Annotated in this window: 24 protein-coding genes; 12 read left to right on the top strand and 12 right to left on the bottom strand. The window is 61.4% G+C overall.

The features are described 5' to 3' along the window. Positions 1-87: 87 nt before the first annotated feature. On the bottom strand, positions 88-1,467 hold the full coding sequence (rpoD, locus tag KR52_RS12330) for an RNA polymerase sigma factor RpoD (protein ID WP_038556319.1): 1,380 nt from the start codon (positions 1,465-1,467) through the stop codon (positions 88-90). Between the two features lie 303 nt (positions 1,468-1,770). Here rpoD and priA point away from each other — a divergent pair, with 303 nt between their 5' ends. Continuing rightward, positions 1,771-4,017 (top strand): primosomal protein N', encoded by a 2,247-nt coding sequence (gene priA / locus KR52_RS12325; protein WP_156957746.1) that lies wholly within the window; start codon positions 1,771-1,773, stop codon positions 4,015-4,017. Here priA and KR52_RS12320 read toward each other — a convergent pair whose 3' ends face one another. The 3 genes from KR52_RS12320 to KR52_RS12310 are packed head-to-tail and all read right to left on the bottom strand — an operon-like array spanning position 4,018 to position 6,507. Beyond that, the gene (locus KR52_RS12320; RefSeq protein ID WP_038556315.1) at positions 4,018-5,076 is read right to left on the bottom strand and encodes a DUF3153 domain-containing protein; all 1,059 of its coding nucleotides are present in this window, start codon (positions 5,074-5,076) and stop codon (positions 4,018-4,020) included. A 3-nt stretch (positions 5,077-5,079) separates the two neighbouring features. After that, entirely contained in the window at positions 5,080-5,961 is an 882-nt protein-coding gene (argB, locus tag KR52_RS12315) for an acetylglutamate kinase (protein WP_038556313.1), read from the bottom strand. A 3-nt stretch (positions 5,962-5,964) separates the two neighbouring features. Next, a complete protein-coding gene (locus KR52_RS12310; RefSeq protein WP_038556311.1) occupies positions 5,965-6,507 on the bottom strand; it encodes a DUF2854 domain-containing protein in 543 nt (180 codons plus the stop codon). 68 nt (positions 6,508-6,575) lie between these two features. On the opposite strand from KR52_RS12310, the gene KR52_RS12305 reads away from it, so the two are divergent. Beyond that, entirely contained in the window at positions 6,576-6,764 is a 189-nt protein-coding gene (locus KR52_RS12305) for a hypothetical protein (RefSeq protein WP_173402175.1), read from the top strand. Positions 6,765-6,793: 29 nt separating this feature from the next. Here KR52_RS12305 and KR52_RS12300 read toward each other — a convergent pair whose 3' ends face one another. Next, positions 6,794-7,255 (bottom strand): single-stranded DNA-binding protein, encoded by a 462-nt coding sequence (locus KR52_RS12300; RefSeq protein WP_038556308.1) that lies wholly within the window; start codon positions 7,253-7,255, stop codon positions 6,794-6,796. A gap of 29 nt (positions 7,256-7,284) precedes the next feature. On the opposite strand from KR52_RS12300, the gene KR52_RS12295 reads away from it, so the two are divergent. Continuing rightward, complete coding sequence (locus KR52_RS12295; RefSeq protein ID WP_038557351.1) at positions 7,285-8,076, top strand: precorrin-6A/cobalt-precorrin-6A reductase; 792 nt, start codon at positions 7,285-7,287, stop codon at positions 8,074-8,076. Then, complete coding sequence (cutA, locus tag KR52_RS12290; protein ID WP_038557349.1) at positions 8,069-8,329, top strand: divalent cation tolerance protein CutA; 261 nt, start codon at positions 8,069-8,071, stop codon at positions 8,327-8,329. The genes KR52_RS12295 and cutA overlap by 8 nt, the downstream gene beginning before the upstream one ends. Positions 8,330-8,387: 58 nt before the next feature. On the opposite strand, the gene KR52_RS12285 is transcribed toward cutA, so the two are convergent. The 4 genes from KR52_RS12285 to KR52_RS12270 form a co-directional block, all read right to left on the bottom strand. Beyond that, complete coding sequence (locus tag KR52_RS12285; RefSeq protein ID WP_038556306.1) at positions 8,388-9,401, bottom strand: adenosine kinase; 1,014 nt, start codon at positions 9,399-9,401, stop codon at positions 8,388-8,390. A 40-nt stretch (positions 9,402-9,441) separates the two neighbouring features. Further along, positions 9,442-10,761 (bottom strand): adenylosuccinate synthase, encoded by a 1,320-nt coding sequence (locus tag KR52_RS12280; protein ID WP_173402231.1) that lies wholly within the window; start codon positions 10,759-10,761, stop codon positions 9,442-9,444. Between the two features lie 83 nt (positions 10,762-10,844). Next, entirely contained in the window at positions 10,845-11,270 is a 426-nt protein-coding gene (psb27, locus tag KR52_RS12275) for a photosystem II protein Psb27 (protein ID WP_038556304.1), read from the bottom strand. Positions 11,271-11,294: 24 nt separating this feature from the next. Next, on the bottom strand, positions 11,295-13,076 hold the full coding sequence (locus tag KR52_RS12270; protein ID WP_038556301.1) for a proline--tRNA ligase: 1,782 nt from the start codon (positions 13,074-13,076) through the stop codon (positions 11,295-11,297). Positions 13,077-13,225: 149 nt separating this feature from the next. On the opposite strand from KR52_RS12270, the gene KR52_RS12265 reads away from it, so the two are divergent. From KR52_RS12265 to KR52_RS12250, 4 genes are all read left to right on the top strand, one after another. Further along, positions 13,226-13,693, top strand: a complete 468-nt coding sequence (locus KR52_RS12265; RefSeq protein ID WP_038556299.1) for a hypothetical protein — start codon at positions 13,226-13,228, stop codon at positions 13,691-13,693. A 290-nt stretch (positions 13,694-13,983) separates the two neighbouring features. Continuing rightward, entirely contained in the window at positions 13,984-14,493 is a 510-nt protein-coding gene (locus KR52_RS12260) for an inorganic diphosphatase (RefSeq protein WP_038556297.1), read from the top strand. A gap of 69 nt (positions 14,494-14,562) precedes the next feature. Next, positions 14,563-14,922, top strand: coding sequence for a 2Fe-2S iron-sulfur cluster-binding protein (locus KR52_RS12255; RefSeq protein WP_038557345.1), 360 nt, complete (start codon positions 14,563-14,565; stop codon positions 14,920-14,922). A 3-nt stretch (positions 14,923-14,925) separates the two neighbouring features. Next, positions 14,926-15,288, top strand: coding sequence for an arsenate reductase family protein (locus tag KR52_RS12250; RefSeq protein ID WP_038556295.1), 363 nt, complete (start codon positions 14,926-14,928; stop codon positions 15,286-15,288). On the opposite strand, the gene KR52_RS12245 is transcribed toward KR52_RS12250, so the two are convergent. Next, a complete protein-coding gene (locus KR52_RS12245) occupies positions 15,251-16,756 on the bottom strand; it encodes a hypothetical protein (protein ID WP_038556293.1) in 1,506 nt (501 codons plus the stop codon). The genes KR52_RS12250 and KR52_RS12245 overlap by 38 nt on opposite strands. A gap of 78 nt (positions 16,757-16,834) precedes the next feature. Between KR52_RS12245 and lepB the strand changes: the two genes are divergently transcribed. After that, on the top strand, positions 16,835-17,500 hold the full coding sequence (lepB, locus tag KR52_RS12240) for a signal peptidase I (RefSeq protein ID WP_038556291.1): 666 nt from the start codon (positions 16,835-16,837) through the stop codon (positions 17,498-17,500). Here lepB and KR52_RS12235 read toward each other — a convergent pair. After that, positions 17,490-18,755 (bottom strand): dihydroorotase, encoded by a 1,266-nt coding sequence (locus KR52_RS12235; protein WP_038557344.1) that lies wholly within the window; start codon positions 18,753-18,755, stop codon positions 17,490-17,492. The genes lepB and KR52_RS12235 overlap by 11 nt on opposite strands. Positions 18,756-18,759: 4 nt before the next feature. Further along, complete coding sequence (locus KR52_RS12230) at positions 18,760-20,088, bottom strand: histidine phosphatase family protein (RefSeq protein WP_038556289.1); 1,329 nt, start codon at positions 20,086-20,088, stop codon at positions 18,760-18,762. A 76-nt stretch (positions 20,089-20,164) separates the two neighbouring features. Between KR52_RS12230 and KR52_RS12225 the strand changes: the two genes are divergently transcribed. The 3 genes from KR52_RS12225 to KR52_RS12215 are packed head-to-tail and all read left to right on the top strand — an operon-like array spanning position 20,165 to position 23,724. Continuing rightward, entirely contained in the window at positions 20,165-21,427 is a 1,263-nt protein-coding gene (locus KR52_RS12225; protein WP_038556287.1) for a CPBP family intramembrane glutamic endopeptidase, read from the top strand. Positions 21,428-21,430: 3 nt separating this feature from the next. Beyond that, on the top strand, positions 21,431-21,919 hold the full coding sequence (locus KR52_RS12220; protein WP_156957745.1) for a hypothetical protein: 489 nt from the start codon (positions 21,431-21,433) through the stop codon (positions 21,917-21,919). Next, positions 21,919-23,724 carry a penicillin-binding protein 2 gene (locus KR52_RS12215; RefSeq protein ID WP_038556285.1) on the top strand — a complete coding sequence of 602 codons (1,806 nt, stop codon included), beginning with the start codon at positions 21,919-21,921 and terminating at the stop codon, positions 23,722-23,724. Before KR52_RS12220 ends, KR52_RS12215 begins: the two co-directional genes overlap by 1 nt. Position 23,725 lies beyond the last annotated feature (1 nt).

Genomic DNA, 23,725 nt, shown 5'->3' with positions numbered 1-23,725 from the left:
TAGGAGCCCATCGTGGATCTGAGCCAGGGCGGTTGTACCTATGGATTACGCCTGAGGATGGTGCGGACCTATCCCTGGTCGGACAACTTATTTGATGTACTCCTTGAGAACCCCATTGCGGTTCGGGTGGCGCAATTTACGCAGGGCCTTGGCTTCGATCTGACGGATCCGTTCACGGGTCACATCAAAAATCTGGCCAATTTCCTCGAGGGTTTTCATCCGCCCGTCGTCCAGGCCGTAGCGCAGTCGCAGCACATCGCGCTCGCGGGGGCTGAGGGTGGCCAGCACGCCTTCCAGGTCTTCACGAAGCAGATTTTTGGCAACGTCCTGCTCAGGATTCTCGATGTCGGCTTCGATGAAATCGCCCAGGCGTGAATCCTCTTCCTTGCCAATGGGAGTCTCCAGGGAGATCGGCAGCTGGGCGCTCTTGGCGATGAAGCGCAGCTTTTCGATGGTCATTTCCATCGATTCCGCGATTTCCTCTTCGGTTGGCTTCCGGCCGAATTCCTGGGAGAGAACCTTGGTGGTTTTCTTGATCCTGGAGATCGTTTCGTAGAGGTGCACCGGTAGGCGGATGGTGCGGCTCTGGTCGGCAATGGCGCGTGTGATGGCCTGACGAATCCACCAGGTGGCGTAGGTGGAGAACTTGTAGCCCTTTTCGTGGTCGAACTTTTCGGCTGCCCGAATCAGGCCAAGGCTTCCTTCCTGAATCAGGTCTTGAAAACTCAGACCTCGATTCATGTACTTCTTGGCAATCGAGACCACCAGGCGCAGGTTGGATTGCACCATTTTTTCCTTGGCCCGTCGGCCGAGCATCAAGCGACGCCGGAAGCGGATGAGTGGCATTTCCACAAGCGCAGCCCACTCTTTGTTGTCGGGCTCTCGACCGTTGTCACTTTCAAATTGGGAAGCCAGTTCCTCGAGATAGAGCAGATCGGCAATTTTGCGGGCCAGTTCGATCTCTTCGTCGGGACGCAGCAGGCGAATCCGCCCTATTTCCTGCAGATAAACCCTGATGGAGTCTTCGGTGTAAACCCCTTTGGGGCCGATCTTGATGCTGGCCAGGGCTTTGGCCTTGGCCTCTTTCTCGGCGGCAGCTGTTTTGGCTTTCTCTTCGGCCGTTGGCTTGGCTGCGGCTGCCTTCGCCGTTGATGGCTTGGTGGTGCTCTTCTTTGCGGTGGCCTTTTTGGTGGTGGCTGGCTTCTTAGTTGTGGCGGCTTTGGTCTTGGAGGTTTTGGTTGTGGGTTTTTTCTTGGCGGTCGTCGGCTTCTTCGCCTGGTCTGCCGCTGCCAGCAGTTCATCGGCTGCGGCACTCAGGTCTTTGGCGCTCGCTTTGCTGGTCCGTCGACGCGCAGGAGCCTTCTTGGCTTCCGTGTTGTTCTTGGTTGAGACTTCCTTCACCGTGCCATCAGCATTGGCCAGAAGAACGATGTCTGGCTTGGCAGCTTTGGTTGCGGCAGGGGTCATGGTGAGAGTGAAAGTCGGATAGAGAGGTGGACGTCAAAGCATCAGAAGCACACCATCAACTCGCTCAGAAGAGCCTTGTGTCTCCTGTGCACACAAAAAAACAGACGCTGTGGGCGCTGGATGGAGATTGTGGAGTGATGGTGGTGTCCGCGAAACGAGGCAACGCTTGGACCGGTTGTCTGTGCTGTCCGGGGTGGTCTCAGACCGGTCAAAGTGGCAAGGACAAGCCCTGGCTTCAGACTCTGTGTCTTCCCTCTGGATCGAGCGCAGTGTTGGCAAGAAATGCCCAACCTCCCCAGATTAATGAAGTCTTCCGAAGTTTGCAAGGTCCAGTCGCATTTACGGCGCTCTGTTGATGTGTGGCTGGAGGCAGGACGGGAGGGGCGGGCCTTCAGCTATGCCGCTGATCCAGCCATGGGATTGAGGCCCGGAGACCTGGTGCGGGTGCGCCTTCGGGGTCGTGCCATGCATGGGCTTGTGGTCTCCGAGCGGGAGTGGGGCGTGGATGATCCCACTGGCCTTCAACCGGTGGAAGCCCTCTTGCAGCGGGCCGCAGTGGATCCTGATTGGTATGGATGGTTGGAAGGGGCGGCGAACCGCTGCTACCTCAGTGCCTTTCGCATGTTGAAAGCAGCTTTGCCGGCGGGCTGGCTCGGTCAGGCTGGTCAGCGTTCACTGGCGGGGGGGCGCCAGATGTACTGGGTTCAGCTGTGTGAGGCCCCTGAGGACGTCGAGCCACCAACGCCACGTCAGCAGGAGCTGCTGATGTGGTTAAAGGCGGAGGGAGGTGGTGGCTGGCAGCGTGATCTGGTCGCCACTGGGTTTGGCGCCCCGTTGCTGACCGCTCTCGTTCAACGGGGGTATCTGACGCGAGAACGGCGAGGGGCTGCGGACAACCCTGGAGTTGATGAGGGTGCTTTGGAGCGGCCACGGGCCTTGACTGCTGAGCAGCAGGCCATTGTTGAGGCCTATGAACAGCTTTCCGTGGGACAGGGGCTGTTGCTCTGGGGTATCACCGGCTCCGGCAAAACCGAGGTGTACCTCCAACTGGCTGCTCAGGAGCTGGACCGGGGCCGGCATGTCCTGCTGCTGACCCCTGAGATCGGTTTGATCCCCCAACTCGTTGACCGCTGCCGCAGACGTTTCGGCTCGCGCGTGGTGGAGTACCACAGTGGTTGTGGTGACGCCGAACGGGTTCGAACCTGGCGCCGCTGTCTTGCCTCGAAACAGCCGTTGGTGGTGGTGGGAACCCGCTCTGCGGTGTTCGTGCCGTTGAAGCCGCTGGGGCTGGTCGTTCTGGATGAGGAGCACGACAGCTCCTACAAGCAAGACGCCCCGATGCCCTGTTACCACGCCCGGGACCTGGCTTTGGACCGGGTTGTGATGCAACAGGCACGGCTTGTGCTGGGCAGTGCCACACCGTCGCTCGAGAGTTGGATTCAATCGGGGCCTGATGGTCCGTTGACCTTGGTGCGCTTGACCGAGCGGATTTCCCGGCAGGCTCTACCTCCAGTGCATGTCATCGACATGCGCCATGAGCTGGCCGAAGGACACAAACGTCTGGTCAGTCGCGCCTTGATGGATCGTCTTGCGGCGCTGCCGGAGCAGGGCGAACAGGCGGTTGTTTTGGTGCCTCGTCGGGGGTACAGCCCCTTTTTGAGCTGCCGCAGTTGCGGCGAGGTGGTCATGTGCCCCCACTGTGATGTGGCGCTCACCGTTCACCGTGGCCAGGGCGGACGTCAGTGGCTGCGATGCCATTGGTGTGACCACCGTGAGACTATGGAGAACCGCTGCAGCCACTGCGGTTCCACGGCTTTCAAGCCCTTTGGCGCCGGGACGCAGAAGGTGTTGGAACTGCTCTCCCAGGAGCTCGAAGGTCTTCGCTTGCTTCGCTTCGATCGCGATTCCACCGGGGGGCGTGATGGCCATCGACGCCTGTTGGACCGTTTTGCTGCTGGAGAAGCCGATGTTTTGATCGGCACGCAGATGCTGGCCAAGGGCATGGATCTGCCGCGGGTCACCCTGGCGGCGGTGCTTGCGGCGGATGGGCTTCTGCACCGCCCCGACCTCCGCGCAGGAGAGCAGGCCCTGCAGTTGCTGATGCAGTTGGCGGGCCGTGCCGGGCGAGGTGAGCGACCGGGGCAGGTGTTGGTGCAGACCTACACCCCAGAGCATCCGGTGATTCAACACCTCGTGGATGGTCGTTATGAAGCGTTCCTCTCCCAGGAGGTGGCCCTTCGCAAGGAAGCTGGTCTGGTGCCCTTCAGTCGCGCCTGTCTGCTGCGACTGTCTGGAGAATCACCCAGTAAAACAGCAACGGCGGCAGCGGTGCTGGCGGAGCGGATCCGGCCGATTTGTCAGCACCAGAACTGGTGGTTGTTGGGTCCGGCCCCAGCGCCTGTGGCCCGGGTTGCCGGCCGCAGCCGATGGCAGCTGTTGCTGCACGGTCCGGCGGGCTCCCCGCTTCCGCTGCCTCCAGGGCAGGCCCTCTGGGATGGCTTGCCCAAGGGTGTGGCGCTCACTGTGGATCCCGACCCGCAGCAGCTTTGATCAGGAGGGCAGTTCCGGGAAGCCAAAGCCCAGCTTCCGACGCACCACCTGCAGCACCATGCTGCTTATCAGCAGCATCAGGATCACCAGACCCCCCAGGCCGAGTGGATTCCAGCGCCAGCCCTGCCAGCTGACTTCGGTGGTGGTGCCGGAAAGAGCCGTGCGCTCCACCTGCCCATGGTTGAGGCTCAGATGAACTTCGAGCCCAGGGATCTCGGGCAGATCGCTGAGGTCCACCATCAGCTGCACGTGCTGCTGCACCCCCAGCAGCCAGTTGCGTTCTTCGAGCTTGAGCATTGGTGCGGGGATCGAGACCCCAGCCGCACGACCAGCCACGGCAACCACGGCCGCCATTTGTTGCGCCAGCTCGTGGGATGAGGCACCACGGCTGCTGATCTGTTGGCGTCCAGGACCTTGTTGTTCAATCTTCAGCCCGGGAACCTCCCGTTGTAGGTCTCGCTCGAATTGCTCCTGCCAGGGCAGCGGGCGTTCCTGGATGCTCCGCACGTCCCAGGTGAGGGCCAGTCGATCCGGGCCGCGAAGGTCGAGATCAGCGTCGATGCGGACGCAACCGCTCAGCAACAGCGTGATCCCCAGCAGAACCGCCATCACCAGCATGGCGAACCCCGCTGCCGGTGAACGCGTCGGCCCCGTGGGTGGTGGTGGCGGGGGCTCGGGGCGCCGCGACCGTCGCCGCCGCATGGTGGAGGTCTGCCCGCTGCCGGAGCCATTCAGCTCCAGTTGCGGCATCCGCATCGACCAGCGTTCCGGACGATCCAGGCTTGGGGCTTCAAGAATCCCGAGCAGTTGTTTGGCTTGCTGGCGCAACTTGGGATCGCGGCAGCGACTCAGCAGCCTGCAGGTGGCGATGGCTTTGTCGTCCTGCCCCTGGCCCATCCAGGCGGTGATCATCAGGAGCCGAAGGCCCGGCCCCTCCGGGCTATTGAGCGGGTGTTGTTCCGCCAGGGGGAGAAGCAGCTCCAGGCCCTGGCCGTAGTCCCCGCGCTCCAGGGCTGCCTCCGCTTCAGAGAGGTCCAGTGCTGCGTCCTGATCGCTCACCCTCTAGCCGCGTCCCACCACCATGGTGCCGATGCCGGCGTCGGTGAAGACTTCGAGCAAAAGGGCATGGGGAACCCGGCCATCGATGATGTGGGCGGCTGACACGCCCTGAGCCAGGGCGCGGATGCAACATTCCGTTTTGGGCGTCATGCCCCCTGCGACCACGCCGTCCTCAATCAGTTGTCGCGCCTCTGCGAGGCGCAGTTTGCGGATCAGCGAGTCGGGGTCATCCCGATCTTCGAGGATGCCGGGGGTGTCGGTCAGCAGGATCAGTTTTTCAGCCTCCAGGGCCGCCGCCAGTTCTCCCGCCACCGTGTCGGCATTGATGTTGTGGGCTCGACCGTCATCGGGGGTTGCGGCAACGCTGGAGATGACGGGCACATAACCCTTCTCCAGCAGCGGTTCGAGCACATCGGGATTGACGCGGGCAACATCTCCCACCAGCCCATGGCTGCCGTCCCCCCAGGGGCGTGCCTCCACAAGACTGCCGTCACTTCCGCTCAAACCAACCGCACGGGTGCCGAGCTGATTGAGCCCATTCACGATCTGCTTGTTGACGCGACCCACCAGCACCATCTCGACCACGTCCATGGTGTCGGCGTCGGTGACCCGCAGTCCGTCGCGGAATTCGGCGGGGATTTCCAGACGCTGCAGCCACTGGTTGATTTCGGGCCCGCCGCCATGAACAACGACGGGTTGGACGCCAACACAGGCCAGCAGGGCCAGGTCACGAAACACGGCTGAACGCAGCTCGGCATGGGCCATGGCGGCCCCGCCGTACTTGATCACGATGCGCCGACCGGCGAAGCGCTGGATGTAGGGGAGCGCTTCGCTGAGCACCGACACCCTGAGGGCCTCATCGTTGTTCTGGGCGGATTGGGCCATGGCTTAGGCCTCACCCGCTGGAAGCAGAACAACGTCCAGCCGTTGTTCATCCAGTTGCTTGAGTTCCGCTCGCATCCCCTTGGCGAAGAAACGCCCCAGCCGCTCCTGCCGCTCTTGCCAGCGTTCGAGGGGAACGGCTCCCAGCAGGAAACGCATCCGCAGGCCATAGCCGCTCTCGGAATGAAGCTCTTCGATCTCTTCCAACTGCGGTGGGGTGTCTTCATCCCAGAGTTTGAGCGCTTCCAGCGACGACTCCAGGTGGGCCTTCTGGCCGTAGCGCCAGCGCGTCACATCGCCGAGCAATTTGCCCAGTTCTGGGGCTGCAGCTTCGCGTTCCTTTTGAAAGGTCTTGATCGGTGTCACCCGGATGGCGGGTGGCAGCTCCGACGATTTCAGGGCCAGCCCCCCCAACAAGATCGGGATTCCGTAGAAGATCGTGGGCAGGCTGAGGTTGGCGCTCCCGGTGGCGTAAGCGGTGGCACCGACCACGGTCAGCACGCCTCCGGCGATGGTGACGAGGCTGCCGGGGGAGAAGAAATCCTTCATGAAGGCCTTGGCTTGATCGTCATTTTGACCTCTAGGCCATCAGGATGGAGATCAACTGTCTTGAGCTAGTGCCTGATCCATCGTCGACCGGCATGGATGATCTGCTCCAGCAGCTCGACCGTGATCGCAGCTGGTTGCTGCAGCAGATTGATGGTGGCCGCTGGCCCGAGCTGCGGCTGGATCTTGCCGCCCTTGAACGGGAGCTCGGGCAACTGATCACCCGAGCCTCAGAGCTGCAGGACGAAGCGGGTCGTTAAGCGGCGACGCAACGCGAGTGTCCTCTGATTCAGAAGGGGATGTCGTCGGTGTCGGGCACGAGGGGCGCAGCATTCCAGCTGGCCGGTTCAGGCTCTATCGCCGCCTTGGTCGGCGCAGCCGCGGGGGCCTGGCGGCTGGGGGCCGGGGCTGAAGGGTTGCCGGAAGGGGCTGCACCCGTCGTGGCTGCCGCGCCGATCGGATGAAGCCGAGCCAGGGTGAATTCAGCACGTTTTTCCTTCATGCCGTCGCCCCGGGGCATGGTGTTCATCCGCAGCCGGCCTTCGATCAGCAGCCGCTGCCCGGTCTGCACACGGTTCTGCAGCTCCTGGGCCAAGTTGCCCCAGCCCACCACTTTCAATTCACCTGGCGGATCACCCTCACGAAGGGGATCAAAGCGCACGGCCATCTCCGCAATGGGAGTCTGGTTGTCCTGGGTGTATCGAACCGTCGGTGCGTCGATCACCTCCACTTCGAGCACGCAATGGTTCATGGCTTGAGCTGGTGTCGGCGCACATCCTGATGCAAGGCCCCGCGAATGACCAGCGTCGTGTCCTGCTGCTGGCTGGAACCGGTGAAGGGCCGCGTTTGGTGCAGGAGCTCTCCCGCCGCAATTGGCGTGTGAGCGTGAGTGTGGTGACGGCAACTGCGGCGAAGGCCTACGCGGGATTGCCTGTGGAGCGGCTCTCGATTGGTGCCCTGCAGGGCATTGGCGGAATCAAGGCAGCTCTGCATCAGGCCGGCCCTTTCCGTTGTGTGGTGGATGCCACGCATCCTTTTGCGGCTCGAATCAGCCATGACCTGGTTACGGCCTGTGCGGATCTCGGCCAACCGCTGCTGCGTTATGAGCGTCGTCTTGAACCGCTGGGAGCGGCCTTTCTCCTTGCTGATGCCGATGCATTGGCGGCCCAACCGCTCCACGGCCAACGCCTGCTGCTGGCCATTGGAGGTCGTCATCTTCCGGCCTGGACTGCTGCTGTGCGCCGTGCCGGAGCCATCCCCTATGCCCGTGCGCTTCCCTCCCCCGATGGATTGCGCGCAGCCTTGCGGGCAGGTCTGCCCCCGGATCACCTGGCCGTGGTGCGACCCCTGCAAGGGGAGGCGCCGGGGGCGATCGAGCGGTCCCTCTGCCGTCGCTGGGACATTGAGGTGGTGCTCTGCCGCCAGTCCGGTGGTGTGACGGAACAGCTCTGGCATCAACTCACCACAGAACTGGGGCTGAGCTTGCTGCTGTTGCGGCGTCCATCTCCCCCCGATGGAATGGATTGTGTCGAGGATTTCATCAGCCTGATCGATCGGCTTGAGCGTGATTGAAGCGAGTGGGGTGGTGCTGGCCCTCACCCTCACCACGGAAGCAAGGCCTCAGCGAGCTTTTGGGCGCGCTGAGGCCTTGCTGGAGCGCCATCTCGTGGCCTGTGTCTCCATCCACCCGGTTCAGTCGTTCTATCGCTGGGAGGGGGCGCTGCAGGCCTCCCATGAGGTCCAACTGCTGATGAAGATCTCCGCCATGCATGTGGATGCCCTGCGCTCGGCTCTCTCAGAGCTGCACAGCTACGACACCCCTTAGTGGTTGTGCTGGCCGGTGACTGCATCACCGGCCTATGGGGCCTGGGCAATCGCTGAGCTCAGTTCAGATGCGTTTCCGCCAGCTGCTTGAGGGAGACCTGGGAGCGGGCCCCCAGTTGGGTCACGATCTGGCCGGCGCAGAGGGCTCCGAGCTCACCGCAGCGTTCGAGTGACTCGCCTTGGGTGAAGCCATGCAGAAATCCCCCGGCATAGAGATCGCCTGCTCCGGTGGTGTCCACCAGGTCCCCCAGGCCGAAGATGCCGACATCCCAGCGCTGGTCTCCACTCAGCACGACGGATCCCTGGGCACCACGGGTGATTGCAATCACTGAGCAGCAGCCGCGCACCCGCTCAAGGGCCTGGTCGAAAACGTCGGTCTCGTAGAGCGACTGAATTTCAACGTCATTGGCGAACAACACATCGACGTGGCCATTCACAAGCTCAAGGAAGCTCTCCCTGTGCCGATCCACACAGAAGCCATCGGAGAGGGACAGGGCGACCTGCCCGCCCGCTTCACGGCAGGCTTCGGCGGCGGCGATGAAGGCCCGCTTGGCGGCTGGACTGTCCCATAGGTAGCCCTCCAGGTAAAGCACCTTGGCCTGCTGGACCATGGAGAGGTCGAGATCCTCGGGGTCCAGTTGGGTGGAGGCCCCCAGGAAGGTGCACATGGTGCGCTCGGCGTCGGGCGTGACGTAAATCAGGCAGCGTGCTGTTGTGGCTCCGCTGGTGGCTGCTGGGGTCTCAAAGCGTGCCCCAACGGCCCGGATGTCGTGGCTGAAAATGCTGCCGAGCTGGTCGTTCCGGACGCGGCCGATGAAACCAGCGCGACCACCCAGTTGAGCGATACCAACCATGGTGTTGGCGACTGATCCACCTGAGGTTTCGAGGCCCGGGCCACTCGCCCTGTAGAGCATCTCAGCTTGTTGCTCATCGATCAGCGCCATGCCTCCTTTCTGGAGGCCGTGTTCAGCTATGAAGCTGTCGTCCGTTTGCACCAGAACATCGACGATGGCATTGCCGATGCCAACGACATCGAGACTGCAGGCGCTGGGGAAACGGATCTCTGATGACATCGGGGCTTTGAAGTCGCTCCGAAGTATGGACCTCAGAGGCTCAGGCGCTCAAAAGGGCCCGCTTGGGTCCATGGATCGGATCTTCGACAACGATGGTCTGATCACGGCTGGCCCCCAGGGAGACAATGGCGATCGGCACTTCCATCAGATCGGCGAGGAAGCGCAGGTAATCCATGGCCGGCTTGGGGAGATCCTCAAGGCTGCGGCATTCCTCGGTGGAGCACTGCCAGCCCGGCAGGGTTTCGAAGATGGGTTTGCACTGGGCGAAGTCATCGGCACTGCTCGGGAAGTGCTCGATTCGCTCGCCGTTGAGTTCATAGGCCACGCAGACCTGAATTTCGTCCAGTTCGTCCAGCACATCCAGCTTGGTCACGGCCAGACAGTCCAGGCCGTTGACCTGAACGGCGTAGCGACCGATCACGCCGTCAAACCAGCCACAGCGCCGTTGGCGGCCAGTGGTGGTACCGAATTCACCACCCCGTTCCGTGAGCTGCTGGTTCAGGCTGCCGCTCAGTTCGGTGGGGAAGGGGCCCTCACCCACACGGGTGGTGTAGGCCTTGGCGACGCCGATGACGCGGTCAATCAAGGTTGGGCCCACGCCTGCGCCGATGCAGGCCCCGCCGGAAACGGGATTGGAGGATGTGACATAGGGGTAGGTGCCGTGGTCCAGGTCCAACAGCGTGCCTTGAGCCCCTTCGAACAGGATGTTTTTGCGATCCCTTGCCGCCTGGTGAATCGTCTGGGTGCATTCCACCACGTGGGGGGCGAGGCGCTTGCCGTATTCCAGATATTCCTGGATGACGTCTTCGTCGTTCAGGGGCGCAACGCCATAAATGGTTTGGAGAAGTTCGTTCTTCTCCTGAAGTGGGCCCTCGAGGCGGTCCCTCAGCCGCTGTTCGTCCAGCAGGTCGATCACACGGATTCCACTGCGCTGGGATTTGTCGGCATAGGTGGGACCGATCCCGCGCCCTGTCGTTCCGATCCGGCGCGCGCCCCTCTGCTTCTCCATGGCCTGATCGAGCAGGCGGTGGTACGGCATTGTCACGTGGGCCGTGGATGCCAAACGAAGGCCCGAGATCTCGATGTCGTTGGCGATGAGCATGTCCAGCTCACCGAGCATCACCTTGGGATCCACCACCGTGCCGGACCCGATCAGGCAGATCGTGTCGGGATAGAGGATTCCAGAGGGAATCAAGTGCAGTTTCAGAACACGGTCGTCAACCACGATCGTGTGGCCTGCATTCACCCCACCCTGGTAGCGCACCACCACATCGGCGGAGCGGCTGAGGAGATCGGTGATCTTTCCTTTTCCCTCGTCACCCCACTGCGCTCCGATGACGACAACGTTGGCCAAGAACACGGCGGCCCGAAGCCGCAGATCTGCACAATCCGCGAGTATCTCAGATCTCGGGCGGCCTCGTCAAAACTTGAGCGTTCAGGGCCTCAGCTTCCCCGGACAACCGACTTTTCAGCTTTGGTGAGTTCCTTGGCGAGCCGGTCATGCAGTGCTTCCGGCAGAGGCCGATTGGCATAGGAGGCGTAGTGACCAGCCAGGGAATTCAGCGCGGTTTGCATGGTCGTGAACGAGCTCAGTCCGTTCACGCGTGGCTGGGGCCTATAGCGGGACATGTAGTCATTGATCAAGGCCCGTGCGTCGGCTTCGGCCTCGGCGTGGGTGGGATCGTCCTGGGGCAGGTCAATTACGGACCTCAACATGCGGGACACAGCCACCGTGTCGTCCACGTAGTTGCCGCTCAGACGGGCTTCAGCATCCCCACTGCAGGCTGTGAGAAGAAGGCATAAGCCAAGGCCAAGCGCAACGGCAGCCCGGCTCAGGGGGCGAAGCAGGCGCGTCAGTGCGGAGAGCATGAAACCCTTCAGATTCAGAAGACTTTAAGCGCGCAGAGCCTGGATCAGGCTGGACACGGCTTCTGCGTGGGGGAGCTTCTGCACGTCGGGGTTGCTGCGGCGCACCAGCTCAACGGTGCCGGTGGAGGCGTCGCGTCCCACCACGATGCGCCAGGGGATTCCGATCAGATCAGCATCCTTGAATTTGACGCCGGCGCGTTCCTTGCGGTCGTCGATTAGCACATCGACGCCGGCGTTTTGCAGCGTCGTGTAAAGCGCTTCTCCAAGCTGCGACTGGGTTTCATCCTGGATGTTGGCGACGACCACGATGGCCTCGAAGGGGGCGATGGCGGTCGGCCAGCAGATGCCACTGTCATCGTGATGTTGTTCAACGGCAGCCTGCGCCAGCCTGGAGACACCGATTCCGTAACACCCCATCCAGAACGGTTCGGTTTTGCCGTTCTCGTTGGTGAAGCGACTTTCCATGGCTTCGGAATATTTCCGACCCAACTGGAAAATGTGGCCGACTTCGATGCCCCTTTTTTCCGTCAGCCGTGATTCCGGGTTGTGTTGGCAGACGTCGCCCGCCAGTGCATTGCGTAGATCCAGGCTGGTCGGTGTCTGCTCGACGGCGGCCCAGCTGGTGTTGATACGGTGCAGATCGGGGCTGTTGGCACCACAGATGAAGGTGCTGAGTTCGCTGGCGGTTGCGTCCGCCAGGCGTAGGAATGTCGGTTCCCAGGTCTTGGCTCCCTGCAGGACATCATCGGAGAGGTCGGGTCCGATGGAACCGAAGGGGATCGGATCAATCTGCTGACGGTTGCTGTCGTCTGGAGTGAGCGGGCGGCAATCGAGAACACCCTTGTTCAGGATGCGGCTGACGGCGTTCAGGACCTTGGTGGGGTTGAGCTCCTGGTCACCACGGAGGCTCACCAACAGGGGCTGCAGGGTGTCGTCGTCCAAGGTCGCCACGAAGAGCAGCACCTTCACCACTTGGCTCGGATCCCAGCCTTTGGCGTCGCAGAGGCTCTCGATGCTGCCCAAACCAGGGGTTGGAATCAATTCCTCCGGGCCATCGGGGAGAGGAGACGCCGCTGCCGGGATCGAAACAGCTTTCTCTTGGTTGGCGGCGTACTGACCGTCATCGCTGATCAGGATCAGGTCTTCACCGGCATCCGCCGTCACCATGAATTCCTGGGAGGCAGCTCCGCCGATGGCTCCGCTGTCAGCATCGACGGGGACAGCCTCGAGGCCACATCGTTCAAAGATGCGGCGATAGGCCTGATCCATCAGGCCATAGGTCTCGCGTAGATCCGCTTCGCTGGCATGGAAGGAGTACGCATCCTTCATGATGAATTCGCGACCCCGCATCAGGCCAAAGCGGGGACGGATCTCATCGCGGAATTTGGTCTGGATCTGATAGAGGTTCACCGGGAGCTGCCGGTATGACCGCAAAAGCTCGCCCGCCAGGTTGGTGATCACCTCTTCATGGGTTGGGCCAAGCCCCAGTTCGCGGCCTTGTCGGTCTTCGAGGTGGAACATGATGCCTTCGCCAGCGGTGTAGCCCTGCCAGCGACCACTTCTCTGCCAAAGCTCTGCAGGGTGCAGCTGTGGAAGCAGGGTTTCCTGGGCGCCACTTCGGTTCATCTCCTCTCGCACAACGGCAGTGATTTTCTGCAGCACTTTCCACATAAGCGGCAGATAGGCGTAGATCCCTGATCCAACGCGGCGGATGTATCCAGCTCGTAACAGCAACTGATGCGAAGTGATCTCCGCTTCGGCGGGAACATCCCGAAGCGTCACCAGCAGCAGGCGGGAGACGCGCATTGCTTGCAAGAAATTGGAATTTGGAAGTTATCACCGCTCAGGGTGAGCATGCCGATCGCGGAAGTGTCTGTTTTGCCGGAATTCCCCTGTCCGCCCTGAGTCTCGGCTGCTACCGTCCAGCTCAATCCAGACTGTCCTAGGCACGTCTCATGTTTCCTCGCCCCGTTGAATCTGTGGCGTCAAGTGTTCAGCAACCGGCAGAAATTTCCATGGATTCAATCCAAGCTAATCAGCAAGCTGAAGCATTAGTGGGAATTGACGATGTTCAGAAATCTCTCAATCGTTCTCGTGCATCTGTTTACCGGTACACCAACACAGACCCTCGCAATCTCAATCCACCCTTCAATCCCCGCAAGCTGAACCCTGAATATCGCAGCGATCAGAAAGATCCTCTGATGTTCCATCCCAACGAGGTGGCACGCTTTGCCAAGGATGTTTTGCGAATCAAGGAGGTCACCGTTGAGGTGTTGAATTCTCCTTCAACGGCGACGCAGCAAATCCTGGGATCGATCCTCGAAGAGCTCCGACTGATCCGCACCCATCTCGAGGGCCGTGGGCAAGTTCCATCCGATTTGAACAGTGCACGCCTCGACCAGCAGGACCGACCAGCTGCTTAACGCTCGCTGCAAGCTGCTTTCGTCAGTGACAGAATGAATGGATCAACATCATTGATGAGAGGAGGGGGTCCAACCAGGCTCCCGTTCTATGGCCTCAGATGCTTTTCCCCCGTCGAAAGAGGACGACCTAGCGTCGTCTGAGGCGGATGAATCTTTTAGTCGCCGCGCGTCGTTCACGGCCATTACGGGACTGCTGATTGCTGTTGTCAGCTTCAGTGCCCCCCTTGTTGTTGTGATCACGGATCGAACCTTCTCTGCTTCGCGACTGATCCCCACCGCCTCGGATCGGAATGGATCTCCATCAGCTGCCCCCGTCTCCTTCGCCAGGTTTGGTCAATCTCATCGTGGAGATTCCGGCGGGCAGCAGGAATAAATACGAGTACCTGGCGGAGGCTGGCATCATGGTTCTCGACCGGGTGATGCACGCTTCGGTGCGATATCCCTTCGACTATGGATTCATCCCCAACACCCAGGCTGAGGATGGTTCTCCCCTCGATGCCATGGTGATCATGGCCGAGCCGACCTTCGCTGGATGCCTGATCAAGGCCCGCCCCATCGGAGTTTTGGATCTGCATGACCGGGGGGCCTACGACGCGAAAATTTTGTGTGTCCCTGATGCGGATCCCCGTCAGGACGAAATTCGCAGCATTCGCCAGATTGCAGCGTCCCAGCTGGAAGAGGTGGCTGAGTTCTTCCGGACCTATCGCACGCTCCAAGGGGGCATTGTGACGATTGATGGATGGCGCGATCTCGATGCCGTTCAGCCCTTGCTTGATTCCTGCATCAACGCAGCCACTTGATCTCAGGGGAGGAGGCCGTGATCAGGCCGGATGCTTGTAAGTTGGTGCGCACTGAGATCTGCAGAAACCGTGCCCACCATCCGATTCGAGCAGGAAGGCCAGCAGGTTGGCTGCATCGAGGGCGCGAATCTGCGTAAGGCTGCACTCGATGCAGGCATCAACCCTTACAAGAGTCTCAACAACCTCAACAACTGCAGTGGCGTCGGCCAGTGCGGCACCTGCGTGATGGAGGTGCTTGAGGGGCAGGGCAATCTTTCTCCTCGCAGTGATGTCGAGGAGGTTTACCTGGCTGACCGACCTGCCAACTTCCGCTTGAGCTGCCGCACCACTGTGAACGGCGATGTGACTGTTCGTACCCGTCCTGCGGAAGGTGTGGGCCGTGGCTCCAACAGCCTCGTTGGAGCGATCAAATCCCTGTTCGGCCGCTGAACCTTGGCTGAGCCTCTCCAGGTGTACAGCTACAGCCGTTGCAGCACTTGTCGCAAAGCACTGGGCTGGCTCACTGAGCGTGGCATCTCTCACGAGGTGCATGACATCACCTTGACCCCACCCTCCAAGGACATGCTGGTGGCTGCTCATCGATCCCTTGGTGACAGGAAGCTTTTGTTCAACACCAGTGGCCAGAGCTATCGCGCCATGGGTGCGGCAGCAGTGAAGGCTCTGTCGGATGACGAGGCTCTGGATGCTTTGGCTGCTGATGGGAAATTGATCAAACGACCGTTCGTGGAGGTGAACTCCTCCACGTACCTGACCGGTTTCAAGCCTGATCTTTGGGAGTCGGCACTCCAGGGCTGAAGTTCAAGCCATCCAATTCGCTGATCAGGGCATCCACATCGCCTTGGTCGCGGATCTGACGGAAGCTTGCGCGTTTGATCTCTTCCAGGAGGGCAACCAGCAAATCCTGGCTGCGGCTCAGGACAGGCTCCTGTTCCAGCGTGTGGGCCAGTTCCTCCCAGAGCCGATCCAAGGCTTCGGAGCTAAGCGATTCCAGAACCGGGTCCCTCTGACCGATGCGGTTTCCGGCTCCCTTGGACAGGTCGAGCACGGAGGCCACCATGCTTTCGGCCAGCTGGCGGCTGAATTCTGATTCGGCATTCTGCAGTCCAGGAAGCCTCCGCAGGGCGTCCGGCACCACGTTCCTGTCCAAGCTCTGCTGCACCAGATGGCTGATCACGGCTTGCAGTTGCGGTCGCATGGCCGGGCCAATGCGGGTCAGCAGCAGGGGGAGCCATAACCGCAGCAGCTCGATCACCTCCCGTTCCTCGTTGAGATCACTGCTTTGGTAACTGCAGAGTCCACGAATCCTCTCCGGCAGCTGTGGAGATCGGATCAGTTGCTGGAGGGCGTCAACAACGCGGATGGCGATCACTTCAAACAGCTCCACCGCCAGCAAGGCCACCACGCCTCGGCTGATGACGGCACGGAGTGGCTCAAGTTGCAGGAGGCCGGCTCCGCAAAGCCGCTCTGTCACCGGGACAACCCTGAGCCAGCGTGCAAAAGGCAGCAGCAGTGGCAGGTCGATCCAGCGGCGCAGCAGGGCGTCGCGCCAGCCGATCGCCCCGTAGCGCTGTTTCAGGCGCCATGCACGCAGAAGAATGTCGAACAGGAAGAGGAGTTGAAACGGCGTGTCGATGCGCCAGCTCAGATCGCTTGGGCGTCCGTTTTCATCGATACTTCGCCAGTAGTTGCTTTCCACCAGCGGCAGGATCTGCTGGCTCCAGAATTGACGCTCCTGGCTCCAGGGGGACTGTTCGAGATGGTCGGGGCTCAGGAGAAGGTTGGCTGACTCACGCGCTGATTCCAGGCCGGTGCGGGCGCGGAGTCGGTTCTTGAATTTTTCAAGCGCGCCGGCTTGGCCCGAACTGATAAACGGATTGCTGTCCATCAGCGCCGTGGTGAGCGCCGCCTGCCGCTCCAAGAGATCGGTGCTTTCAGCTGTGCTCAAGCCGTTCTGCTGCAGGGCGCGATCCAGGGCTCCGTAGGCTTTGAGGTAAGCCTCGGCGTCGCGATGGGGTTCGATGCCCTTGAGGGGATCCAGCAGTGGGGTGATGTCTGGCAGCCAGGGCAGGGGAACCACCCATGGCAGCGACGGCACCGGATAGAGATTGCGTTGCAGCCAGAAGTTGCGCAGGGGGATGTAGGTGAGGTCGATGGCGACCCAGGTGAGATTGACTGCGGCGATCACAGCGATGGCCTGGTCCCACCGGCGCCAGTTCAGCAGGCCGCGTCGGGGCTTGAGTGCTTGCCAGCGTGGACGGATCATGGGGCCTGCAGGCTCCCCCTATCGTGGGACGAAAGATTGAGCCTGCCCACATTGAACGCGGAGAAAGGGCCTTCCGAAATGAAGGGCAGAGTGAGCGCCATTTGGGAGTTTTGGGCCCCCTTTCTGTTCACGATCTCGCTGTACCTTCTGCTCAGGCAGTTTGCCTTTGAAGCTCGTTACATCCCTTCGGGATCGATGCTTCCAGGGTTGCAGGTCGGCGACAAGTTGATCGTGGAGAAACTGTCGTACCGCTCACGGCCTCCCCAACGGGGCGAGATTGTTGTGTTCAATTCCCCCAGTGCTTTCGATCCCGTCTGGAAATTGGAATCGGGACAACCGAATCCTCTGAAGTGCGGTTTCGTCACCTTCCCTGGCATCAGCTGGCTTGTCGATCGTGTTTTGGTGCAGCGCTATCCCGAATGTGAGGCCTGGATCAAACGGGTGGTCGGCGTTCCAGGTGATGTTGTGGAAGTCAATAGCCGCGGGGCCGTCACCATCAACGGCAAGGCTTTCAAAGAGCCTTACGTCACCAACTTCTGTTCGGATCGCGATGGGATGAATGGCTGTAAAGGCCTTTATGCCGTCGTTCCCGAAGGCAAGGTTGTCGTCTTGGGTGACAACCGGCGCAACAGTCAGGACGCCCGTCGTTGGCCCGGTGGCCCGTTTCTGCCCGATGATCAGATCATTGGACGTGCAGTGTTCCGCTTCTGGCCCCCCGGGCGGATAGGACAGCTCAGCAACTGAGTCCGCAGGCCGTCACACGGCCTTTTAATTCCCGTCCCAGCCAGGGAACGTTGGCTGAGCGTGGAGCTCCAGATGTGTTGTGCCGAATGGTCCAGCATTGATCGGGATCGAAAAGCAGCCATCGCCGGCTGCCTCGCTTGAGCTGTTCAGGGGGCTGATCGATCAGGGCCGACGGCCCAAAGCTGAGGGCCTGCCAAAGATCTTCCACGGTCCAGCGTCCGGGCCGCACCAGGGCATTCCACAGCGCAGGAAGCACCAAATGGTGGCCGCTCAGACCTGCGGGGCGCTGGTCACCTGGCAGCAGCATGTCTTCCGCATCCAGAGGTACAGCGTGAACAGCCACGGCAGTCACGGTTCGCTCCTGAACGGCTTGGATCAACCGATCGCGATCCTTCGGTCCTCCGAGGGACGGGCAGACGCGCCAGCCGTGGTCGCTGCCGGTCAGCATGCTTCGGTCAGTCAGGAGATGCCACCAGCTCACGCTGCTCAGGGGAGGGGGTTCGCAGCCTGAAAGTTGGTCAACCGCCGCTGCCGTGGACAGGTTCATCAACCGCAGTTGTCGATCCGGATGGCATTGATGCAGAAGCAGCAACTGGCTGAGGGGAACGGTCTCGCTGGTGATCGGATCCGCTGGCCACCCGGCCCGCAGCGTCTCCACCCCTTCCCGCACCAGCCCCTCCCCCTGCAGCGCGGGATCCCGGGGGGCCACCAGCACCGGACATCCCCCCATCTCGCCGAGCAGCAGTCCCTGCTGCAGCAAAGCGGCTGGAACCATGGCGTTGTCATCGGCAAGTCCGATAGCGCCATGTTCAAGAAGATCCCCATGGGGGGCGAGCTCGCCTGCCTTGCCGCTGCGACTGAAGCTTCCCCAGAGGTGCAAGCGAACCGTTGCCGTCGGATCCTGATCGGCGTTGAATCCCTGAAGCCGTTCGGGCCGATCGCGCCAGCTGCTGCTGCGGGGGAGCAGGGCAATCTGGCCATAGCCCGCTGCGGCAGCACAGTGCCGCAGGCTCACGGCTGTTTCCTGATCCCCGCTGAAGGGGGTCTCCAGGATGGAATGGGGATCGACCAGGCAGGGGGCGACCAGTTGATTCGGCGCAGGGGTGGCTTGAATGCCCAGGAGAAGGGCCTGCTGTCGGGCATCGTCGTCGAAGCCGATCAATACCCCCTCTTCGATCAGAACTGCACCGAGCTGCACCGGGAGTCCGGGGCCACGCAGGATGCGCACCGGATCCAGGAGCGAGGTGTCGTTCATGACGTCAGAGAGCGCCTGCAGCCGTCCGGTCAATCACGCTTCCGAAGTGGGAGGTGAGGTTGAGGCAGGTCACTACTGCAGGCTGGCCCGGATCGTCGGCGATGTCGACCACCGTGACACCACCGTTGCCTTGTTTGACCGCCCAGATGTCCGCCGGGGTCAGCCCCAGCAGGTCGCAGAGGATTGTTTTGTTAACAGCGTCGTGGGCGACAACAAGCACCGTTTCATCGGCCTTCAGCTGATCTGCGATCTCTCCCCAGCTCCTGACGGAACGGGCCCACACGTCCTGGATGGTCTCGCCTTCAGGCATCTGAACGGTTTCTGGAGCTCGTTTCCATGTCTCCAGCAGCTCCGACCAACCGTCTCTGATCTCGGATTCAAGCTTGCCTTCCCAAAGCCCGTGACCGATCTCCACCAGTCCATCGATCTGGGTCAAAGGAACGTCAGGGTGTGCCTCGAGAATGATTTGGGCCGTTTCGGTCGGGCGAGACAGGGTGCTGCTCCAGGCCCGATCGATGGGGATGTCTTTGAGGAAATCGCGGGCGGCTGCAGCTTGACCACGACCGTTGTCGTTGAGAGGGATATCGATCTGCCCCTGGAAGCGGCCGGCTTTGTTCCAGTCGGTTTCACCGTGGCGCACAAGAACGAGCCTGCCGTTTTTGCCTTTCTTCGGTAGGGGTTGAAGGTGTGTGGTGCTGTTGAGGCATTCGATCTGCACCTGGGGACGATCAACCCCAGGCCTGAGATTGAAGATCGAGATCGAGGTGTTGTCGATGCGGAGTCGCCGGAAGCCGTTATCGGGTTCCCCCAGTAACACCAGCATCAGGCAGCGCAGGATGGCGTTGTGGGCCACCACCAGCACCGTGTCGTTGCCATCGACGGGGTGGCGCTGCAGCAGGTTGGTGATGAAGCCACGCGCCTGTTCCATCAGTTCAGGCAGCGGCTTGTAGGTCGAGCCATCCCGCCGTTGGAGCTCCAGCTCCATGGGGCGGTGCTTCCAGATGCGGTAGCTCTCCGCCGACCCGTCCATGAGGTCGTTGATGGTCCGGCCCGACCAGGGCTCCAGATCCACCTCCAGCAGTCCGTCATCGAACACTGCAGCCGGCATCTGACCGGCGTGGGCCTCCAGCAGGCTTGCCGTTGTGGCGGCTGCCCGCTGCAGGGGGGAGCTGTAGACGGCCTGGAAGCTCACGTCCTGGAGAGAGCGGCCCAGGGCCTTGGCCTGCTCATGCCCCTCGTTGCTGAGGTTCGAGAGGTCGTCGCGTCCCTGGATGCGCCGCTCCTTGTTGAAACTGCTGAGACCGTGGCGAACCAGGAGAAGACGAAGGGACACGGTGCAGCGTCAGGGCGCGGCCATCGTATGGAAGCGGCCTTTCGGGGGGACAATCATCAACAGTTGACGCCCGCTGGTGCCCAGTTCTCCACGACCGGTTGTCCCGCGCTGGAAGGAACTTCTGGCGGTCTTGTCCCTGGCTTTGGCTGGATTGATCTGGCTTTCGGGTCTGGTGGACAGCCTGTCGCGACCTTCGGTGGCGCCAGCCCTGAGCCTCCAGCAGCAGGAGTTGACGCTTCTGGCTGAACCCAAGGTGCCGCCACCGTTGCGGGATGCGCTCCTGGGGGAGTCGCCACGGGATGCACTGCTCAAGGCTCTTGAGGGGATCGCATTGGAGGATCGCAGTGAGCGACAGAAGCAGATCCTGGTGTTGTTGCAGGGCCAGGGTTCCGCGTTGGCAGACCTCGGCGGTGACGTCGGCGATCCCTTGCTCCAGCAGCTGCAGTGCGAGGTCAGTGTCTCGGATCCATCGCTTTGCATTGATGGCGTGGAAGCGGGTCGAGCGGCGTTCCGTCTCGCCTTCAGCACAGTGCTGCCTCTGGTGACAGCCCTTCTGGGTGTTCTGCTCTTGCTCGGGCAGACCTGGCGGTTGCTGAGGGGCCGGCTGCTGGCCTGGCCAGAGGTTCAGGGTCCGGATCTGACGTTGATCGATATGGCCCTGCTCGTGGCGGGGGGCTTCGTTGTGATCAGTGCTGTCGGCGTTCCGCTGGTGGCGCTCCCTTTGGTCGGTGCCCTCACGGCTGGGCTGGGGAGTCCTCGCCGTGAGGCGGTCGGGGTGGTGATCAACTACGCCGTCATGGCCCTGCCCAGTCTGCTCATCCTCTGGCGACAGGTACGGGCCCTGCCGAAGCAGAGGGCGCCACAGGGGGGGTGGATGCAGTGGCGGGTGCGGCCCGTGCTCACAGCCCTGCTGGATGCAGTGGCGGGTTGGTTGATGGTGACGCCGCTGGTGATGCTCACGGGATGGTTGCTCGTGCGCCTGGTGGGAGATCCCGGGGGCAGCAATCCACTGCTGGAGTTGGTGCTCGGCAGCCATGATCCGATTGCTTTGGGATTGCTCGCCCTCACTGCTGTGGTGTTGGCGCCGCTGTTTGAGGAGACGATCTTTCGAGGTGCCCTGCTGCCGGTGCTGGCCACAAGGCTCGGCCCCCTGGTGGGTGTCCTGGTTAGTGGTCTGTTGTTTGCCATGGCCCACATCAGTGTTGGTGAGCTGGCTCCCCTGACCGTGTTGGGTGTGGGACTGGGCCTTGTGCGCCTCCGCAGTGGCCGGTTGTGGCCCTCTGTGATCATGCACGGGCTGTGGAATGCGGTGACGTTCGTCAATCTGCTGTTGCTTTGAGCCTTGCCCCTCCTTTCTCAAGGTGGTTCACTGGCCTATTCGCCTGTGATCCCGGTGGTTGCCGCTCCGGAACAGCGTGCATCGACCACAGCTCTTGAGCTGATTCAAGGGTCACTGTCCTCAGGACGAATTGCACGACGATCTCCTCTTCTTGGTGGACTCCATCGCCTGATGGACGGCACGCTTCTGGGGCTGATCTTGGCGGTTGCCGTTCTGGCGGGTCTCACGCTGCACTGGCAGCATCGCTGGACGCTGGCCTTCCGCCTTCTGGAATCCACGCGTCTTCAGGCCCATCGCTTAACGGAATCAACGGCCGTCATGGAACAGCACCTGTTGCAACGGTCCCAACAGCCGAAAAGCCTTGTGCCTACACAGGTGGCCAACCTGGTCCATCTCGATCGCCCCGCTCTGGGTTCGCCCGAACCAGTGGCTCCCTCTCCGATGGCCTCGCTTCAGCTGCTGAAGAGTCAGCCCATCAGGGCGGGATACTGATGAAGCAGCTGTCTGGGTCTCGACCCGTGCGTTCGCGGAGGTCCAGCGCACGGATCGTTCCTCTGAGACAGGTTCCGCCCAAACGACTGTGGATCATTTTCTTGATCCTGGCTGCAGGTCTTTCGGGTTTGGTCGCTCGTATGGCCTGGCTGCAGCTTGTGCAAGCCCCCTCTTTGGAACAACGTGCACGTCAGCTGCAGACACAGCGCACCCAACCCTTGGGGCAGAGGCGCCCGATCGTCGATCGCACCGGCCGCTTGGTCGCCATGGATGAAAAGCGTTTTCGGCTTTGGGCTCATCCCCGCTATTTCAACTTGCCGGGAGATGCCCCCAACCTTGTCCGACCTGTTGAGGATGTTGCGGCAGTGTTGGCGGATCCACTGGCCCGCTCTGCGTCCGATCTTCTCGAAGCGATGGGAACCCGGGTGTCGGGGATCAAGCTGGCTGAAGACCTTGACCCTGAGACGGCTGATCGCATCAGTGCTCTCGGAATCAGTGGCCTGGATCTCGAGCCTTACCCCCAGCGGGTATATCCCCAGGCATCGTTGTTCGCCAATGTGGTGGGGTTCCTGAATGCAGAGCGGCAACCTCAAGCGGGCCTTGAGCAGAGCCGTGATGCTGATCTGGCTCGCCATGAGCAGACCCGGTACCTGCGCCGAGGGGCAGATGGCACTCCGTTGCCGGCCAATCTCACGCCGGGTGCTTTCTATGGCGACGATCTACGACTTCAACTGACGCTGGATTCCAGGCTCCAGCAGGTGGCGGTGACCGCTCTGGCTGAGCAGGTGGCCAAATGGAATGCGCAGAAAGGGGCCGCGATCGTGATGGATGCCATCAACGGTGAGCTGCTGGTGCTCGCATCGACTCCGACCTATGACCCGAATCGCTATTGGGATTTCCCCACCGGGCGATTTCGGGAATGGTCCGTTCAGGATCTCTATGAACCGGGATCGACCTTCAAGCCGATCAATCTGGCTCTAGCCCTCCAGGACGGCGCCATTCAGGCAACGGATCGGGTGCACGACGTGGGACAACTCACCATTGGTGGTTGGCCGATCAACAACCATGACAAGCGAGCCAATGGCCTGGTCGATTTCGCCACCGTGCTGCAGGTGTCGAGCAACGTCGGCATGGTCCAGGCCATGCGACGTCTGGACGACGCCGCCTATTGGAACTGGATGAAGCGTCTCGGCATCAATCAACGTCCCGACACCGACCTTCCCGGGGCGGTGGCTGGACAACTCAAAAGCAAGCAGCAGTTCACCAGCCAGCCGATTGAGCCTGCGACCACGGCCTTTGGTCAGGGGTTTTCACTCACACCGCTCAAGTTGGTGCAGCTCCACGCGATGCTGGCCAATGGCGGCAAGTTGATCAGTCCTCACATCACCCGTGGTTTTCGTTCGGGTGATGCTTTGGCTCCCCCGGCCGCATCAGGTGGTCAGCAGTTGCTGAAACCGGAGGTCACCCGCACGGTGCTCGAGTGGATGGAATCCGTGGTGGACCAAGGCAGTGGCAAGGGTGTGAAAACACCGGGGTATCGGATCGGTGGCAAAACCGGTACGGCGCAGAAAGCCCGCAATGGGATTTATCTTCCTGGCGCGAAAATCTGCAGTTTCGTGGCGACCTTGCCGATTGAGGATCCTCGTTACGTGGTGTTTGTGGTGGTGGATGAACCCCAAGGTGGAAACGCCTATGGATCCACCGTGGCTGTTCCCGTCGCCAAACAGATCATTGACGCCTTGCTGGTTGTTGAGCGCATCGCTCCCTCAAAACCTGCTGAATTGAACAAGCTTTTGCATAGCTGAC

It is taken from the genome of Synechococcus sp. KORDI-52, assembly GCF_000737595.1.
Taxonomy (GTDB): Bacteria; Cyanobacteriota; Cyanobacteriia; order PCC-6307; family Cyanobiaceae; genus Parasynechococcus.
This window is presented reverse-complemented; position numbering and strand designations above follow the sequence as displayed.

Bases quoted from the DNA above. Each gene is read 5' to 3' on its own strand.
- KR52_RS12265 (WP_038556299.1), top strand. From the start codon at position 13,226: ATGTTTCCTCGCCCCGTTGAATCTGTGGCGTCAAGTGTTCAGCAACCG.
- KR52_RS12270 (WP_038556301.1), bottom strand. From the start codon at position 13,076: ATGCGCGTCTCCCGCCTGCTGCTGGTGACGCTTCGGGATGTTCCCGCC.
- KR52_RS12310 (WP_038556311.1), bottom strand. From the start codon at position 6,507: ATGAAGGATTTCTTCTCCCCCGGCAGCCTCGTCACCATCGCCGGAGGC.
- KR52_RS12215 (WP_038556285.1), top strand. From the start codon at position 21,919: ATGAAGCAGCTGTCTGGGTCTCGACCCGTGCGTTCGCGGAGGTCCAGC.
- psb27 (WP_038556304.1), bottom strand. From the start codon at position 11,270: ATGCTCTCCGCACTGACGCGCCTGCTTCGCCCCCTGAGCCGGGCTGCC.
- KR52_RS12300 (WP_038556308.1), bottom strand. From the start codon at position 7,255: ATGAACCATTGCGTGCTCGAAGTGGAGGTGATCGACGCACCGACGGTT.
- KR52_RS12260 (WP_038556297.1), top strand. From the start codon at position 13,984: ATGGATCTCCATCAGCTGCCCCCGTCTCCTTCGCCAGGTTTGGTCAAT.
- KR52_RS12295 (WP_038557351.1), top strand. From the start codon at position 7,285: ATGCAAGGCCCCGCGAATGACCAGCGTCGTGTCCTGCTGCTGGCTGGA.
- lepB (WP_038556291.1), top strand. From the start codon at position 16,835: ATGAAGGGCAGAGTGAGCGCCATTTGGGAGTTTTGGGCCCCCTTTCTG.
- KR52_RS12285 (WP_038556306.1), bottom strand. From the start codon at position 9,401: ATGTCATCAGAGATCCGTTTCCCCAGCGCCTGCAGTCTCGATGTCGTT.
- priA (WP_156957746.1), top strand. From the start codon at position 1,771: ATGAAGTCTTCCGAAGTTTGCAAGGTCCAGTCGCATTTACGGCGCTCT.
- KR52_RS12245 (WP_038556293.1), bottom strand. From the start codon at position 16,756: ATGATCCGTCCACGCTGGCAAGCACTCAAGCCCCGACGCGGCCTGCTG.
- rpoD (WP_038556319.1), bottom strand. From the start codon at position 1,467: ATGACCCCTGCCGCAACCAAAGCTGCCAAGCCAGACATCGTTCTTCTG.
- KR52_RS12235 (WP_038557344.1), bottom strand. From the start codon at position 18,755: ATGAACGACACCTCGCTCCTGGATCCGGTGCGCATCCTGCGTGGCCCC.
- argB (WP_038556313.1), bottom strand. From the start codon at position 5,961: ATGGCCCAATCCGCCCAGAACAACGATGAGGCCCTCAGGGTGTCGGTG.